Source organism: Variovorax sp. LjRoot84 (genome assembly GCF_964254305.1).
Taxonomy (GTDB): domain Bacteria; phylum Pseudomonadota; class Gammaproteobacteria; order Burkholderiales; family Burkholderiaceae_C; genus Variovorax.
The window spans coordinates 2676043-2690601 of record NZ_CAXUTE020000001.1 but is presented as its reverse complement, the minus strand read 5'-3'; the positions used below and the strand labels follow the sequence as shown (position 1 = coordinate 2690601).

Here is a 14559-nt window from a genome sequence, read left to right as displayed (position 1 = left end):
GAGCGGACCAGCCCGTTGATCAGCCCGTTGCAGCCTCTTCCGCTTCGGGCTTGGCGCGCCCTTCCTTCTTGGGCAGCGGCTGGATGTCGAGCTGGACCTCTTCCTTGTCGTCGAGGTCCACCGTCAGGCGGCCACCTTCCTGCAGGCGGCCGAACAGCAGCTCGTCGGCCAGGGCGCGGCGGATCGTGTCCTGGATCAGGCGCTGCATCGGCCGTGCGCCCATCAGCGGATCGAAGCCCTTCTTCGCCAGGTGCTTGCGCAGCACGTCGGTGAAGGTGACGTCGACCTTCTTCTCGGCCAGCTGGGTCTCGAGCTGCAGCAGGAACTTGTCGACCACGCGCAGGATGATCTGCTCGTCGAGGGCCTTGAAGCTCACGGTCGCATCCAGGCGGTTGCGGAACTCCGGCGTGAACAGGCGCTTGATGTCGGCCATCTCGTCGCCCGCCTGGCGCGGGTTGGTGAAGCCGATGGTCGCCTTGTTCATGGTCTCGGCGCCCGCATTGGTCGTCATGACGATGATGACGTTGCGGAAGTCGGCCTTGCGCCCGTTGTTGTCCGTCAGCGTGCCGTGGTCCATGACCTGCAGCAGCACGTTGAAGATGTCCGGATGCGCCTTCTCGATCTCGTCGAGCAGGAGCACGGCGTGCGGCTTCTTCGTGATCGCTTCGGTCAAGAGGCCGCCCTGGTCGAAACCGACGTAGCCGGGAGGCGCACCGATCAGCCGGCTCACCGCGTGGCGTTCCATGTACTCCGACATGTCGAAGCGGATCAGCTCGATGCCCATGATGTAGGCCAGCTGCTTCGCCGCTTCGGTCTTGCCGACGCCGGTGGGGCCGCTGAACAGGAAGGAGCCGATCGGCTTGTCTTCGCGGCCCAGGCCCGAACGCGCCATCTTGACCGCCGAAGCCAGCACCTCGAGGGCCTTGTCCTGGCCGAACACCACGCTCTTCAGGTCGCGCTCGATGGTCTGCAGCTTGCCGCGGTCGTCGTTCGAGACGTTGGCCGGGGGAATGCGCGCGATCTTGGCGACGATTTCCTCGACCTCGGCCTTGCTGATGGTCTTCTTGCGCTTGTTCGCGGGCAGGATGCGCTGGGCAGCGCCGGCCTCATCGATGACGTCGATCGCCTTGTCGGGCAGATGACGGTCGTTGATGTACTTGGCACTCAGCTCGGCCGCGGCCTGCAGTGCAGCCACGCCGTATTTCACGCCGTGGTGCTCCTCGAAGCGCGACTTCAGCCCTTTCAGGATGTCGATGGTTTCCTGCACCGTCGGCTCGACCACATCGACCTTCTGGAAACGACGCGACAGGGCCGCATCCTTCTCGAAGATGCCGCGGTACTCGGTGAAGGTGGTCGCGCCGATGCACTTGAGCTGGCCGCTGGACAGCGCCGGCTTGAGCAGGTTCGAGGCATCGAGCGTGCCGCCCGAGGCCGCGCCGGCGCCGATCAGCGTGTGGATCTCGTCGATGAAGAGGATCGCGTTCGGCTTGTCCTTGAGCGACTTGAGCACGCCCTTCAGGCGTTGTTCGAAATCGCCGCGGTACTTGGTGCCGGCCAGGAGCGCGCCCATGTCGAGCGAGTAGACATGGGACTCCGCCAGGATCTCGGGCACGTCGTTCTGCGTGATGCGCCAGGCCAGGCCCTCGGCGATCGCCGTCTTGCCGACGCCGGCCTCACCCACCAGCAGCGGGTTGTTCTTGCGCCGGCGGCACAGGATCTGGATCACGCGCTCGACCTCGTACTCGCGGCCGATCAGCGGATCGATCTTGCCTTCCTTGGCAAGCTGGTTGAGGTTTTGCGTGAACTGCTCGAGCGGGGACGACTTCTCGTTCTTCTCGCCGCCGCCCTCCTCGCCTTCGCCGGAGGACGATTCGCTGCTGCCCTTGGCAGCTTCCGGCGGATCGCTCTTCTTGATGCCGTGGGCGATGAAGTTCACCACGTCGAGGCGCGTCACGCCCTGCTGATGCAGGTAGTAGACCGCATGCGAATCCTTTTCGCCGAAGATCGCGACCAGCACGTTCGCGCCGGTGACTTCCTTCTTGCCGTTGCCGGTGGATTGCACATGCATGATGGCGCGCTGGATCACGCGCTGGAAACCGAGCGTGGGCTGGGTGTCCACATCGTCGGTACCCGCCACCTGGGGCGTGTTGTCCTTGATGAAATTGGTGAGCGACGCCCTGAGATCGTCGACGTTGGCCGAGCAGGCGCGCAGAACCTCTGCGGCACTCGGGTTGTCCAGCAAAGCGAGCAGCAGGTGCTCCACCGTGATGAACTCATGGCGCTGCTGCCTGGCTTCGACAAAAGCCATGTGCAAGCTGACTTCCAGTTCCTGGGCAATCATGTGATTTCCTTTTGCCTTGCTGTAAATAAATTCTCAGATGGGTTGGAGCGCGATTTATTCAACCGGTTCACTGACGCACTGCAACGGATGCCCGGCCTGGTGGGCCGCTTCCATCACCTGATTGACCTTGGTGGCCGCCATGTCGCGGGAATACACCCCGCAGACGCCGCGCCCGTCGAGATGGATCTTGAGCATGATCTGGGTGGCGGTTTCCCGGTCCTTGTTGAAGAACTCCTGGATCACGACGATCACGAACTCCATCGGCGTGTAGTCGTCGTTGAGCATCACCACCTGATACATCTGCGGCGGCGCAGTTTTTTGCGGCCGCCGCTCGATCACGACCGCATCGCCGTCGTCCCGCCCCGGCTTCACGGCCGGCGGCGTAGGGGGAGTCGAGGGGATTTTGGTAGCCATGAAAATCATTTTATAGAGCCGCCGCCGGTTGTACTTGCGCAAGGGACACAACTGGTGGCGGCTTTGTGACATTCAAGACGGATGCCTGTGGAACTGCCGCATCGGCGCATGCAAGCTGCGTGCCGCCGGCCCCAACGAAAAAGCCCCGGCGCCTTGCGGTGCCGGGGCTTTACACACGCGAGGCGTCAGCCGGCGCTTCGGACGCCGGGATTTACATGTTGTCGATCATCACCTGACCGAAACCCGAGCAGCTGACCTGCGTGGCGCCGTCCATCAGGCGGGCGAAGTCGTAGGTCACCTTCTTGCTGGCGATCGATTTTTCCATCGAGCGGATGATCAGGTCGGCCGCCTCGGTCCAGCCCATGTGCCGCAGCATCATCTCGGCCGAGAGGATTTCGGAACCGGGGTTCACGTAGTCCTTGCCGGCGTACTTCGGCGCCGTGCCGTGGGTGGCTTCGAACATCGCGACGGTGTCGCTCAGGTTGGCGCCCGGGGCGATGCCGATGCCGCCGACCTGCGCCGCCAGCGCGTCGGACACGTAGTCGCCGTTCAGGTTCAGCGTGGCGATCACGCTGTATTCGGCCGGGCGCAGCAGGATCTGCTGCAGGAAGGCGTCGGCGATCGAGTCCTTGACGGTGATTTCCTTGCCGGTCTTGGGATTCTTGAACTTCATCCAGGGGCCGCCGTCGATCAGCTCGGCACCGAATTCCTTGGCGGCCAGGCCATAGGCCCAGTCACGGAAGCCGCCTTCGGTGAACTTCATGATGTTGCCCTTGTGCACGATCGTCACGCTGGGCTTGTCGTTGTCGATCGCGTACTGGATCGCCTTGCGCACCAGACGCTCGGTGCCCTCGCGCGACACCGGCTTGATGCCGATGCCCGAGGTGTTCGGGAAACGGATCTTCTTGACGCCGAACTCGTCCTGCAGGATCTTGATGAGCTTCTTGGCCTTCTCGCTTTCGGCTTCGAATTCGATGCCGGCGTAGATGTCTTCCGAGTTCTCGCGGAAGATCACCATGTTGGTCTTGTGCGGCTCCTTGACCGGGCTGGGCACGCCCTCGAAGTACTGGATGGGGCGCAGGCAGACGTACAGGTCGAGCTCCTGGCGCAGCGCGACGTTGAGCGAGCGGATGCCGCCGCCGACTGGCGTGGTCAGCGGGCCCTTGATCGAGACCACGTAGTCGCGCACCGCATGCAGCGTTTCTTCGGGCAGCCAGACGTCGGGACCGTAGACCTTGGTCGACTTCTCGCCGGCGTAGACCTCCATCCACTGGATCTTTTTCTTGCCGCCGTAGGTCTTGGCCACTGCCGCGTCGACCACCTTGATCATCACGGGCGTGATGTCGAGGCCGGTACCGTCGCCCTCGATAAAGGGAATGATCGGCTGATCAGGCACATTGAGCGAGTTGTCGGCATTGACCGTGATCTTCTGGCCTTCGGCCGGGACTTTGATGTGCTGATAGCTGGACATGAGGCAAGGGCTCCGGGATGAATTGAAGGCTGGAAGACACTAGGTTTCCAGCCGGCTGAATAGCCGTAGAATTTTAGACGCAACCGGAGGAGTCCGAAGGTTCTGTCAACCGAGCCCATATGGGTCTCGTTGTTGGCTGACCTTCTGCTGGCCGGGAGGCATTTTCAATCCATCTCCACAGAGGAACCCGTAATGAGCAAAGTTCTCGCAGTCATGATCGCCGGCCTGTTCGCCGTTGGCGCATATGCCCAGACGAAGCCCGCCGAAGTCGACCCCACAGGCAAGGGCAAGGCGGCCGAACGCGCCGAAGCCAAGAAGGACGCGAAGCCTGCCGGCCAAGTCAAAGCTCCGGGCGGCGACCAGAGCAAGGTGTCAGAGGGTAGCGGTGGCGTGACCGCCACTGGCGCCGACAAGGCCGCCCAGGCACGCCGTGACTCGCGCGACACGCGCCGCCAGGCCAAGGGTGGCGGCAAGAAGCCGGTTCCCGTGCAAGGCACCACGCCCCAGTAAGCTGGTTGGCACCACTAAAAAAGAAAGCGTTCTTCGGAACGCTTTCTTTTCGTCTGCACTCAAGAAGATGTAAGCTTCAAGGCAAATAGTCATGCCCGCATCAGCGGGCATTTTTTGTTTGTATTGCCGCCCGCTTTATTGAAAGTCGACCCATGTTCCAGCGTTTTGTGGCCCTGCTTGCGCTGTCAGCTTCATTGATGACCTTTGCACACGGTCAGGAAGCTCAAACCACTCAAACCAATCTCCAGCGCGTGAAGCTGTCCGCGGGCATGTACCAGATCGATGCGCAAGTCGCGCAAACCCCCGAACAGCGGCAGATCGGTCTCATGTTCCGCAAGGAAATGCCGCAAACCGAGGGCATGATCTTCGTGTTCGAGCAGCCCGCGACCCAGTGTTTCTGGATGAAGAACACCCTGCTGCCACTGACCGCAGCCTTCGTGGCCGACGACGGCCGCATCGTCAACCTGGCCGACATGAGGCCCCTGACCGAGGAGTCGCATTGTTCCGAGGAGCCGGTTCGCTTCGTGCTCGAGATGAACCAAGGCTGGTTCGCCAAGAAGAACATCAAGAAGGGGGCGAAGCTCGGCGGCGAACTGTTTGCGGCCAGGCGCTGAGCATCGCCCGCCCACTAAAAAGCCGACCCGCGGGTCGGCTTTTTTTTGGCAAGCCTCGACTCAGCCGAAGTTCTTGGCCGCGAAGTCCCAGTTCACCAGCTTGGCCAGGAAGGTCTCCACGTACTTGGGCCGCAGGTTGCGGTAGTCGATGTAGTAGGCGTGCTCCCAGACGTCCACCGTCAACAGTGCCGTGTCGCCCGTGGTCAGCGGCGTGCCCGCGGCACCCATGTTCACGATGTCCACCGAGCCGTCGGCCTTCTTCACCAGCCAAGTCCAGCCCGAGCCGAAGTTGCCCACCGCCGACTTCACGAAGGCCTCCTTGAAGGCCGCGTAGCTGCCCCACTTGGCATCGATCGCCTTGGCCAGCGCGCCGGTGGGCTCGCCGCCGCCCGCGGGCTTCATGCAGTTCCAGAAGAAGGTGTGGTTCCAGATCTGGGCGGCGTTGTTGTAGATGCCGCCGCTGGACTTCTTGACGATCTCCTCTAGCGGCAGGCTCTCGAACTCGGTGCCCTTTTGCAGGTTGTTCAGGTTCACCACATAGGCGTTGTGGTGCTTGCCGTAGTGGTACTCCAGCGTTTCCTTCGAATACTCCGGCGCCAGGGCGTCCAGCGCGTACGGCAGGGGTGGGAGGACGTGTTCCATGTCATTTCTCGCGGGTTGGTTGTGGGACGAAGCATTCTAAAAAGGAATCACGTGGCTCGCGTCGGACGCCGTCCCGTCGTACCCGTTCGATTGACCGTCATGTCGACCGTGCCGTCGGCGAGGCGCGCGCGCACCGCGTCGCCGGGTGTCAGGCCTCGCACGCTGGTGACGGCCTGTCCATGTTCGTTCGTGAGCCATGCGTAGCCGCGCTGCAAGACCAGCGCCGGATCCAGCAGTTGCAGGCGCAGCGCAGCCCGTTCGAGCCGTTCCTTGCGCTGAACCAGGGCACGCGTGAACTTGAGCGGCAACTCGGCCTGCAACGCCTGCTGCGCTTGCGCGAGCCGCTGCGTCCTCGAGAGCACGGCGTAGTGCAGTCGTTGCGCATGGTGAGCCAGGCGCAGTTGCTGGCGCGTCACCAGCGTCGAGGGGCGCCCCAGCCGACCCGCGGCCAGATCGAGGCGCTGGCTCAAGACATCGAGGCGCGCGGAAATCGCGTCGCGCAGCCGCTCTTCGAGCAGATCGAGCGCGCCGAGCCACAGATCGCGCGGCGCAGCGACGAGTTCGGCCGCGGCGGTCGGCGTCGGTGCGCGCAGGTCGGCACAGAAGTCGGCGATGGTGAAGTCGGTTTCGTGGCCGACGCCGCTGATCACCGGCACCGGGCTCTGCACGATCGTGCGCGCCAGCGACTCGTCGTTGAAGGCCCAGAGATCCTCGATCGAGCCGCCGCCGCGCACCAGCAGGATCAAGTCGACCCTCGGCTGCAGCGCGTAGAGCGACTGCAGCGAGCGCACCAGCTCCGCCGGCGCACCGGCGCCCTGCACCGCGGCCGGCGCCAGCACCACGGGAATGTGCGGCACGCGGCGGCGCAATGCGCTGACGACGTCGTGCAAGGCTGCCGCGCCGAGCGAGGTCACGACACCGATCGCGCGTGGCATGGCCGGAAGCGGCCGCTTGCGGGCGGGATCGAAAAGGCCCTCGGCCTCCAGCTTCGCCTTGCGCTGCAGGAACTGCTCGAACAGCGCGCCCTGCCCGGCTCGACGCAGGCTTTCGACCACCAGTTGAAGGTCGCCGCGCGGCTCGTACACCGCCAATCGGCCGCGCACCTCGACCTGGTCGCCGTCGCGCGGCGAGAAATCGAGCAGGCCTGCGGCGCGCCGGAACATGGCGCACCGCAACTGGCCGGATTCGTCTTTCAGTGCAAAGTAGCAATGGCCGCTGGCCGCACGCGAGAAGCCGGAAATCTCGCCGCGCACCGCGACCGGATTGAAGCGCGCATCGAGCGCATCGGCCACGGCGCGACACAGTGCGCCCACGGCCCAGACCCGCGGTCCCGCCGGAATTGCTTCACGCTCGCTCATGTCGAGGCGGTGTTACAGATGAACAGTCGTCCACAAGCGGGGCGGCGGTCTCCCGGCCGCACGAGGCATCCGCACGACACCCACGACTCCACGTACAAGCCATTGATTTGATTGAAAAAAGTGCTGCTCAAAATTCAGTCGATCCAGCGGAAAGCCCGCCGCGTGTGGCTCCAGATGAGTTGCTCCGCGGGTTAGCCACAAAGTTATCCACAGAAACTGTGCGTCTGAACCTACAGCGAATACAAATCGGAACAATGCTTCGCGCCGGTGGATAATCGCCGCGCATTTGCAGTCCACGGGGCCGGAGGAATACTTGTTTTCGATCATAGTTGCTGCGGGCTGGCCGATCTGGCCGCTGCTCGCTTGTTCGGTGATTGCGCTCGCGCTCGTCATCGAGAGATTCACCAGCCTGAAGACCTCCAAGGTCCTGCCGCCCAAGCTCCTCGACGAGGCCATCACGGTCTCGCGCGCTGCGGTCCCGGGCCCGGACGTGGTGACCAAGCTGGAAAGAAACTCGGGGCTCGGCGAGGTGCTGGCCGCCGGCTTCCGCACTTTGAACTCCAACCCCCTTTCGACCGAAGACGACCTGCGCGCGTCGATGGAATCGGCCGGACGCGTGGTCGCGCATCGACTCGAACGCTACCTGCCGGCGCTCGCAACCATCGCGTCGGCGGCCCCGCTGCTCGGGCTGCTGGGCACGGTGATCGGCATGATCGAGATCTTCGGCTCCCAGTCGCCCAGCAGCGGCGCGGTCGGCACCGGCAACCCGGCGCAGCTGGCGCACGGCATCTCCGTGGCGCTCTACAACACGGCCTTCGGGCTGATCGTGGCGATCCCGGCTCTGATCTTCTGGCGCTATTTCCGCAGTCGGGTCGACGAGTACCTGCTGAACCTGGAGCTCGCCGGCGAACGTTTTGCGCGTCACCTGAACACCTTGCGATCATGAAACGAATGCATTTCAGCCACGGCTCGCGCGAGGAGCCGGAGATCAACCTGATCCCGTTCATCGACGTGCTGCTGGTCGTGCTGATCTTCCTGATGCTCTCGACCACCTACAGCAAGTTCACCGAAATGCAGTTGCGCCTTCCGGTGGCCGACGTGGAGGCCCAGCGCGACTATCCGAAGGAAGTGATCGTCGCCGTCTCCGCCGACGGACGCTATTCGATCAACAAGACCCAGTTGCCCGACCGCAGCGTGGAGACGGTGGCCGCAGCGCTGAGCGCCGCGGCGAACGGCGGCAAGGACAGCGTCGTGATCATCAGCGCCGACGCCAGCGCCGCCCATCAGTCCGTGATCACGGTGATGGAAGGCGCGCGGCGCGCGGGCCTCATGCAAATCACCTTCGCCACGCAGTCGGCCGCGCAGGCGGGACGCTAGTGCTGCAGCGGGCCTGGCTTCAGCGCGGAATGCTCGCGCGGCTGCTGTGGCCTCTCTCGCTGCTCTATGGCGCTTTGGCCGCAATCCGGCGCGCGCTCTATCGCCGAGGCGTCCTTCAGACCGAGCGCGTCGGCGTGCCGGTGATCGTGGTCGGCAACGTCATCGCCGGCGGTTCCGGCAAGACGCCTGTCGTGATGGCGGTCGTGCGACACGTCCAAGCCCGCGGAATGAAGGTCGGCGTGGTATCGCGCGGCTACGGGCGAGCGACCGACGATTGCCGCGCGGTACAGGACGACAGCGATCCGCGCGAGGTCGGCGACGAGCCGGCGCTGATTCGCCGCTCGACCGCGGTGCCGGTCTTCGTGGCGCGGCGGCGTGCCGAAGCGGCGCGTGCCCTGCTCGCTCTTCACCCGGACACGCAGCTCATCGTGAGCGACGATGGCCTGCAGCACCTTGCGCTGGCGCGCGACCTCGAGATCTGCGTCTTCGACGACCGCGGAACGGGCAATGGCTGGCTGCTGCCGGCCGGCCCCCTGCGCGAGCATTGGCCGCGCCGCTGCGACCTGGTGATCCACACCGGCGCGCGACCCGCCTTCGCCGGCTTCACGGCACGACGTGCGCTGGCCGACCATGCGCTGCGCCTCGATGGCACGCCGGTCCCGCTCGCATCCCTGGCCGGCCGGGCGCTGGTCGCGGTTGCCGCGATTGCAAAGCCCGAGGCTTTCTTCCAGATGCTGCACGAACGCGCCCTGGTACTGCAGCAGTGCATTGCATTGCCGGATCACCACGATTTCAGCGACTGGACCCCGCCGCCCGGCAGCGCCTACACGCTGATCTGCACCGAGAAGGACGCGGTGAAGCTCTGGCGCCGAGCCCCCGATGCGCTGGCGCTGCCGCTGGTGTTCGAACCCGAGCCGGCCTTCTTCGAAGCGCTCGACGCAAAGCTATCATCGCTCGATGGACACCAAGCTGCTTGAACTGCTCGTCTGCCCCGTGACCAAGGGGCCGCTCACGTGGAATGCCGAGAAGCAGGAACTCGCCTCGCGCAGCGCCCGCCTCGCCTATCCGGTGCGCGATGGCATCCCGGTGCTGCTCGAAACCGAGGCGCGCACGCTTTCCGACGAAGAGCTGGGACTTTGACCTTGCCTTTCGCCGTCCTGATCCCGGCTCGGCTCGCGTCCACACGATTGCCCGACAAGCCCCTGGCCGACATTGCCGGCCTGCCGATGGTGGTGCGCGTCGCACAGCGCGCCCTGCAATCGAGCGCTGAGCGCGTGGTGGTGGCCGCCGACGACGCGCGCATCGTCGCCGCTTGCGAGGCACACGGTGTCCAGGCCCTGCTCACGCGCACCGACCACGCGAGCGGCAGCGATCGCCTCGCCGAGGCCTGCGCGCAGCTCGGTCTGGCCGACGACGCGATCGTGGTTAACGTCCAGGGCGACGAGCCGCTGATCGACCCGGCATTGATCGACGCCGTGGCCCACACGCTGGCCTCGCATCCCGACGCAGCGATGAGCACGGCCGCGCACGCGATCGAATCCCTCGAAGATTTCCTCAATCCGAACGTCGTGAAAGCCGTGCTCGACGCACAGGGCAATGCGCTCTACTTCAGTCGCGCACCGATTCCCTGGTGGCGCGACGGCTTCGCGAAAGGCGGCGTGACGGCGCTGCCGCAGTCACCCGCAGCGCTGCGCCATATCGGCATCTACGGCTACCGCGCCGGCTTCGTACGGCAGTTTCCCAGCCTGCCGCCGGCACCGGTCGAAGCCACGGAGGCACTGGAGCAGCTGCGCGCACTGTGGCACGGGCACCGCATCGCCGTGCACGTGAGCGCCCATGCGCCCGGGCCGGGCATCGACACGCCGGAAGATCTGGAACGCGTCCGCGCACTGCTCTCCAACGCCTGATTTCGTCCCCGCGCAGGCCAAGTCGGCCGCGGAGCGCGTGCTATCCTCGACGCAACTCCGCCCTGCGATCTCCCTCGTGAAACGCATGGCGCGACAGAAATCGAAGAACCGTCCGAGGACACCATGAGACTGATTTTGTTGGGCGCCCCCGGGGCAGGCAAAGGCACGCAGGCAGCCTTCATTTGCCAGAAATACGGCATTCCTCAAATCTCGACCGGCGACATGCTGCGCGCCGCCGTCAAGGCCGGCACACCGCTCGGGCTCCAGGCCAAGGCCGTGATGGATGCCGGCGCCCTGGTGAGCGACGACCTGATCATCAACCTCGTCAAGGAACGCATCGCGTTGCCGGACTGCACCCAGGGCTTTCTGTTCGACGGCTTCCCGCGCACCATTCCGCAAGCCGAGGCCATGCGATCGGCGGGCGTCAAGATCGACTACGTGCTCGAGATCGACGTGCCTTTTGCCGACATCATCGAACGCATGAGCGGGCGCCGCTCGCATCCGGCGTCGGGGCGCATCTACCACGTCAAGTTCAACCCGCCGAAGACCGAAGGCAAGGACGACCTCACGGGCGAAGACCTGATCCAGCGCGAGGACGACAAGGAAGAAACCGTGCGCAAGCGGCTCGAGGTCTACAGCCAGCAGACCCGGCCGTTGGTCGACTACTACTCGGCCTGGGCCAAGGCGGACCCGGCCGCAGCGCCGAAGTACCGCGCCATCAGCGGCGTCGGCACGGTCGACGAGATCACTCAGCGCGCGCTGGGCGCCCTCGGCAGCTGATCAGGCCGGGCTGGAGCGCAGCCCGTAGACCTTGCCGTCGGCGAACAGGTATTCGACGCGCATCACCGGCTCGCCCTTTTCTTCCTTGAAGGTGAAGCCCACTGCCGAGATGGTCGCGCCGGACTTGATCTCCGAAACCTTCCAGGCCTCCATTCGCGTCAGCGGCGCGAGTTCGAGCGTCCACTGGCGATCGGCGCGGCGCGGCGCGGTCGCCTTGGCAAGAAGTCCGGGGCCATCGACCGGCGCGCTCTGCGCGGGCGGCTGTCGCGTTGCGAGGTCTGCCGGCACCTTGAGACCCGGCGGAACCTCGATCACCAGCTCGGCATGCGGGTTCTGCCAACGCGCGCGCACGACCTTTCCTTCCAGGTAGAGCGGACGCCCCTGGTCGAAGCTGCTCCAGCCGTGGTGCGCCCAGGCGAACGGGGTGACGACGGGAAGGGATGCGGCGGCGATGACGATGCTGCGACGTTTCATCGGAAAAACTCCTTCTTCTCTTCAGTACGCGATCCAGCGGCCGCAGAACACGACGGCCAGCCAGATCGCAGTGGACAACAACATCTGTACCCGCGCCAGCGCATCGAGTTTGCGCAAGGACCTTCGCGCGTGGAACCAGCCCGCGTTGCATCCGGCGGCCAGCAACAATCCCATCTTGATCACGAAGGCCCGGTTGGCGAGCAGTTCGGCCGGCTGGGTCGCGAACATCAGCGAGCCGCTGGCCGCCGCCAGCGTGAAGCCGCAGAGCGCGATCGACAGCGACAGCCTGGCCATCGCCTGCACCGGCAAGGCAGCCGCACGTCCGAACACCCGCAGCTCGAGCGCCACGAGATTGCCGAGCAGGAGTGCGATGCCGATGATGTGCACCGCCTCCAGCGCCGGATAGGCCCACGAGTGCGATTGCAGAGCGCTGAACATGGCCTCAATCGGCGGCCGGCTGATCTGCCATCAGCTCCAGCACCAGCGCGATGCGCGCCTTGACGGGAGTCAGTGCGCCCGCGTCACGCAAGAGTGCATTCGGCGCCGGCAGGATGCGGCCCTGCGTGCATCGCGTGGCGCGCACGACCGCAATGCCGGCAGCCTGCGCCCGCAGCGCGGCTTCTTCCAGCGCAAGGTGCAAGGTGCCGTTGCCGGTGGCCGCGAGCACCAGGCCCTCTACCGGCTCGGCGGCGCCGGACTGGCGCTCGCGAATCAGTGTGTCGATCAGGCTGCCGCGCGCCTCCGCATGACTCATCACGATTTCCACATGGGGCCAGCGGGCGGCATTCGTCATCCGTTCGAAGAGCTCGCGCGCATCCTGTTGCGGCGATACCGGCCAGCTTCGGAGGCCGCGCACCGCGCCCTCCTCCACATAGGCCACCGGTCCCGCATCGCCGGAGTCGAAGGCGTCGAGCCGGTAGGTGTGGACCTTCTGGACGTCGAAGGCGCTGTGCACCGTGCCCGCGCAGACGGCCACCACGCCCAGCGCGCCGGGGCTGGACGCGACCGCGATCGCATCGCGCACGTTCTGCGGGCCGTCTGGCGACAGCGCGGTCGCGGGCCGCATCGCGCAGGTCAGGACCACCGGCTTCGACGGAGCCAGCACCGACTGCAGGAAGAAGGCTGTTTCCTCCAGCGTGTCGGTGCCATGGGTGATGACGAGGCCCGCTACGTCGGGCTCGGCGAGCCAATGGGCGCAGCGCTCGGCCAGCGTACGCCAGATCGCAAAGCTCATGTCCTTGCTGTCAATCTGCGCCACTTGCTCGGCCGCGAGTGCGATGCCTTCGGGCGCCTCGATGCCGCCCAGCAGTTCCGTCACGCCTACTTGCCCGGCCGTGTAGCCGATGTTGTCGCCGGCCGCCGTAGCGCGGCCGGCGATGGTGCCGCCGGTGCCCAGAACGATCACGCGGCGCTTGCCTTCTCGAAGGGTATCGACCATGTCTTGCCAAACCTCCGGAAACTGGTTAAAAATACAGGTACTGGATATTCAGCCAGTGCCGCAAGGAGTCATCAATGCAGTTCGCCGTCAAGCTTACCGCCCGCCAGCAGCAGATTCTGGACTTGATCCAGAGCGCCATCGCACGCACCGGCGCCCCGCCCACGCGTGCCGAGATCGCCGCCGAACTGGGCTTCAAGTCGGCCAATGCGGCCGAAGAACATTTGCAGGCCCTGGCACGCAAAGGCGTGATCGAACTCGTGAGCGGCACCTCGCGCGGCATCCGCCTCAAGGGCGACGCACTGCGCTCGCTGAACGAATCGCGCAACAACCAATTCTCCCTGTCGCTGCCCGGCATGGCCCAGCTCGCGCTGCCGCTGATCGGCCGTGTGGCTGCAGGCTCGCCCATCCTCGCGCAGGAGCACGTCGACCAGACCTACTACGTCGAGAACACCCTGTTCCAGCGCCAGCCCGACTACCTGCTCAAGGTGCGTGGCATGTCCATGCGCGACGCCGGCATCATGGATGGCGACCTGCTGGCGGTGCAAGCCACCAAGGAAGCCCGCAACGGCCAGATCGTGGTGGCCCGGCTGGGCGACGAAGTCACGGTCAAGCGCCTCAAGCGCAACAAGCAGGTCATCGAGCTGCATGCCGAAAACCCCGACTACCCCACCATCGTCGTTCAGCCCGGCGAGCCTTTCGAGATCGAAGGCTTGGCCGTAGGCCTGATCCGCAACACGATGCTCATGTAGGGGGTCCAAACCCCGGCCGCGACAGGTGGCGGGCGTATGGCCGAGGGCCATCACCCTGTAGCAGCCGATGAAAGCAATCCTGCCTGTGTTCAACCTCTGACTTTTCTGGAGTTCACATGGGAATCGCTCTTCTCAGCCTTGCTGATCTGTTCATGCCGCTGCAATCGCTGGCCGATCGCTGGATGCCTTCGCGCCGCAGGCGTTCGTCCGGCCTTCGCTATGTCGGCATTCGGCCCAGCTGTGCCTCTGCACCCGCGCCGACGCGTCCCCTGCGCGTGGTACGCACGGTCGATGCGCAGCGCCCCGGCCAGAACGCGGGCCGCGTCGTGATCTCGGGCCGCATGGCGGACGTCTGCGCCGAACTCGATCGGCTGGCCGCCCTGGAAGCGGCGGACACCGTGCCGCGCGCCAGCCGCCTGCATTGAGCGAGGCGATGCCGATCGGCAATTGAAGCCGTACCGAGCCTGGGTTATCCCCGGGCAGC

18 protein-coding genes are annotated in these 14559 nt (G+C 65.3%); 10 read left to right on the top strand and 8 right to left on the bottom strand.

What is annotated here, in order from left to right:
• Window positions 1-19 precede the first annotated feature (19 nt).
• The 3 genes from clpA to icd all read right to left on the bottom strand — a co-directional run bounded on the left by clpA (window position 20) and on the right by icd (window position 4226).
• Window positions 20-2341 carry an ATP-dependent Clp protease ATP-binding subunit ClpA gene (clpA, locus tag ACSQ9I_RS13645; protein WP_093107739.1) on the bottom strand — a complete coding sequence of 774 codons (2322 nt, stop codon included), beginning with the start codon at window positions 2339-2341 and terminating at the stop codon, window positions 20-22.
• A gap of 54 nt (window positions 2342-2395) precedes the next feature.
• Window positions 2396-2755 carry an ATP-dependent Clp protease adapter ClpS gene (gene clpS, locus ACSQ9I_RS13640; RefSeq protein WP_436306290.1) on the bottom strand — a complete coding sequence of 120 codons (360 nt, stop codon included), beginning with the start codon at window positions 2753-2755 and terminating at the stop codon, window positions 2396-2398.
• A 211-nt stretch (window positions 2756-2966) separates the two neighbouring features.
• Window positions 2967-4226, bottom strand: coding sequence for an NADP-dependent isocitrate dehydrogenase (gene icd, locus ACSQ9I_RS13635; protein WP_093107741.1), 1260 nt, complete (start codon window positions 4224-4226; stop codon window positions 2967-2969).
• Between the two features lie 192 nt (window positions 4227-4418).
• Here icd and ACSQ9I_RS13630 point away from each other — a divergent pair, with 192 nt between their 5' ends.
• Both ACSQ9I_RS13630 and ACSQ9I_RS13625 read left to right on the top strand, forming a co-directional pair.
• Window positions 4419-4736, top strand: a complete 318-nt coding sequence (locus ACSQ9I_RS13630) for a cell envelope biogenesis protein TolA (protein WP_436303888.1) — start codon at window positions 4419-4421, stop codon at window positions 4734-4736.
• A 152-nt stretch (window positions 4737-4888) separates the two neighbouring features.
• Window positions 4889-5350, top strand: a complete 462-nt coding sequence (locus tag ACSQ9I_RS13625; protein ID WP_436313480.1) for a DUF192 domain-containing protein — start codon at window positions 4889-4891, stop codon at window positions 5348-5350.
• Between the two features lie 60 nt (window positions 5351-5410).
• Here the strand turns inward: ACSQ9I_RS13625 and ACSQ9I_RS13620 are convergent, their stop codons facing one another.
• Together ACSQ9I_RS13620 and xseA are read right to left on the bottom strand one after the other, a co-directional pair.
• On the bottom strand, window positions 5411-5992 hold the full coding sequence (locus tag ACSQ9I_RS13620) for a superoxide dismutase (RefSeq protein ID WP_093107747.1): 582 nt from the start codon (window positions 5990-5992) through the stop codon (window positions 5411-5413).
• A gap of 47 nt (window positions 5993-6039) precedes the next feature.
• Window positions 6040-7350 carry an exodeoxyribonuclease VII large subunit gene (xseA, locus tag ACSQ9I_RS13615; RefSeq protein WP_436313479.1) on the bottom strand — a complete coding sequence of 437 codons (1311 nt, stop codon included), beginning with the start codon at window positions 7348-7350 and terminating at the stop codon, window positions 6040-6042.
• Window positions 7351-7663: 313 nt separating this feature from the next.
• Here xseA and ACSQ9I_RS13610 point away from each other — a divergent pair, with 313 nt between their 5' ends.
• From ACSQ9I_RS13610 to adk, 6 genes are all read left to right on the top strand, one after another.
• Window positions 7664-8296 (top strand): MotA/TolQ/ExbB proton channel family protein, encoded by a 633-nt coding sequence (locus ACSQ9I_RS13610; protein ID WP_093107751.1) that lies wholly within the window; start codon window positions 7664-7666, stop codon window positions 8294-8296.
• Window positions 8297-8301: 5 nt separating this feature from the next.
• Window positions 8302-8727, top strand: coding sequence for an ExbD/TolR family protein (locus ACSQ9I_RS13605; protein ID WP_093107753.1), 426 nt, complete (start codon window positions 8302-8304; stop codon window positions 8725-8727).
• 29 nt (window positions 8728-8756) lie between these two features.
• Entirely contained in the window at window positions 8757-9704 is a 948-nt protein-coding gene (gene lpxK / locus ACSQ9I_RS13600; protein ID WP_436313478.1) for a tetraacyldisaccharide 4'-kinase, read from the top strand.
• Window positions 9685-9867: a Trm112 family protein gene (locus ACSQ9I_RS13595; RefSeq protein WP_093107755.1), complete on the top strand. Its 183-nt coding sequence runs from the start codon at window positions 9685-9687 to the stop codon at window positions 9865-9867. Before lpxK ends, ACSQ9I_RS13595 begins: the two co-directional genes overlap by 20 nt.
• A gap of 2 nt (window positions 9868-9869) precedes the next feature.
• Entirely contained in the window at window positions 9870-10634 is a 765-nt protein-coding gene (gene kdsB / locus ACSQ9I_RS13590; protein ID WP_093107757.1) for a 3-deoxy-manno-octulosonate cytidylyltransferase, read from the top strand.
• Between the two features lie 123 nt (window positions 10635-10757).
• Entirely contained in the window at window positions 10758-11414 is a 657-nt protein-coding gene (gene adk, locus ACSQ9I_RS13585; protein ID WP_093107759.1) for an adenylate kinase, read from the top strand.
• Here the strand turns inward: adk and ACSQ9I_RS13580 are convergent, their stop codons facing one another.
• From ACSQ9I_RS13580 to ACSQ9I_RS13570, 3 genes are read right to left on the bottom strand one after another with little or no spacing between them, the layout of a single operon-like run.
• Window positions 11415-11888: a DUF6152 family protein gene (locus ACSQ9I_RS13580; protein WP_436313477.1), complete on the bottom strand. Its 474-nt coding sequence runs from the start codon at window positions 11886-11888 to the stop codon at window positions 11415-11417.
• A gap of 21 nt (window positions 11889-11909) precedes the next feature.
• The gene (locus ACSQ9I_RS13575) at window positions 11910-12326 is read right to left on the bottom strand and encodes a hypothetical protein (RefSeq protein WP_436313476.1); all 417 of its coding nucleotides are present in this window, start codon (window positions 12324-12326) and stop codon (window positions 11910-11912) included.
• A 4-nt stretch (window positions 12327-12330) separates the two neighbouring features.
• The gene (locus ACSQ9I_RS13570) at window positions 12331-13326 is read right to left on the bottom strand and encodes an asparaginase (RefSeq protein ID WP_093107765.1); all 996 of its coding nucleotides are present in this window, start codon (window positions 13324-13326) and stop codon (window positions 12331-12333) included.
• A gap of 74 nt (window positions 13327-13400) precedes the next feature.
• On the opposite strand from ACSQ9I_RS13570, the gene lexA reads away from it, so the two are divergent.
• Together lexA and ACSQ9I_RS13560 are read left to right on the top strand one after the other, a co-directional pair.
• Window positions 13401-14075, top strand: a complete 675-nt coding sequence (gene lexA / locus ACSQ9I_RS13565) for a transcriptional repressor LexA (RefSeq protein ID WP_093107767.1) — start codon at window positions 13401-13403, stop codon at window positions 14073-14075.
• A 116-nt stretch (window positions 14076-14191) separates the two neighbouring features.
• Window positions 14192-14500, top strand: a complete 309-nt coding sequence (locus ACSQ9I_RS13560; RefSeq protein ID WP_436290523.1) for a hypothetical protein — start codon at window positions 14192-14194, stop codon at window positions 14498-14500.
• Window positions 14501-14559 lie beyond the last annotated feature (59 nt).

Excerpts from the sequence above, each read along its gene's own strand:
- clpA (WP_093107739.1), bottom strand. The coding sequence starts at position 2,341 with ATGATTGCCCAGGAACTGGAAGTCAGCTTGCACATGGCTTTTGTCGAA.
- clpS (WP_436306290.1), bottom strand. The coding sequence starts at position 2,755 with ATGGCTACCAAAATCCCCTCGACTCCCCCTACGCCGCCGGCCGTGAAG.
- icd (WP_093107741.1), bottom strand. The coding sequence starts at position 4,226 with ATGTCCAGCTATCAGCACATCAAAGTCCCGGCCGAAGGCCAGAAGATC.
- ACSQ9I_RS13630 (WP_436303888.1), top strand. The coding sequence starts at position 4,419 with ATGAGCAAAGTTCTCGCAGTCATGATCGCCGGCCTGTTCGCCGTTGGC.
- ACSQ9I_RS13625 (WP_436313480.1), top strand. The coding sequence starts at position 4,889 with ATGTTCCAGCGTTTTGTGGCCCTGCTTGCGCTGTCAGCTTCATTGATG.
- ACSQ9I_RS13620 (WP_093107747.1), bottom strand. The coding sequence starts at position 5,992 with ATGGAACACGTCCTCCCACCCCTGCCGTACGCGCTGGACGCCCTGGCG.
- xseA (WP_436313479.1), bottom strand. The coding sequence starts at position 7,350 with ATGAGCGAGCGTGAAGCAATTCCGGCGGGACCGCGGGTCTGGGCCGTG.
- ACSQ9I_RS13605 (WP_093107753.1), top strand. The coding sequence starts at position 8,302 with ATGCATTTCAGCCACGGCTCGCGCGAGGAGCCGGAGATCAACCTGATC.
- lpxK (WP_436313478.1), top strand. The coding sequence starts at position 8,757 with ATGCTCGCGCGGCTGCTGTGGCCTCTCTCGCTGCTCTATGGCGCTTTG.
- ACSQ9I_RS13595 (WP_093107755.1), top strand. The coding sequence starts at position 9,685 with ATGGACACCAAGCTGCTTGAACTGCTCGTCTGCCCCGTGACCAAGGGG.
- adk (WP_093107759.1), top strand. The coding sequence starts at position 10,758 with ATGAGACTGATTTTGTTGGGCGCCCCCGGGGCAGGCAAAGGCACGCAG.
- ACSQ9I_RS13580 (WP_436313477.1), bottom strand. The coding sequence starts at position 11,888 with ATGAAACGTCGCAGCATCGTCATCGCCGCCGCATCCCTTCCCGTCGTC.
- ACSQ9I_RS13575 (WP_436313476.1), bottom strand. The coding sequence starts at position 12,326 with ATGTTCAGCGCTCTGCAATCGCACTCGTGGGCCTATCCGGCGCTGGAG.
- ACSQ9I_RS13570 (WP_093107765.1), bottom strand. The coding sequence starts at position 13,326 with ATGGTCGATACCCTTCGAGAAGGCAAGCGCCGCGTGATCGTTCTGGGC.
- lexA (WP_093107767.1), top strand. The coding sequence starts at position 13,401 with ATGCAGTTCGCCGTCAAGCTTACCGCCCGCCAGCAGCAGATTCTGGAC.
- ACSQ9I_RS13560 (WP_436290523.1), top strand. The coding sequence starts at position 14,192 with ATGGGAATCGCTCTTCTCAGCCTTGCTGATCTGTTCATGCCGCTGCAA.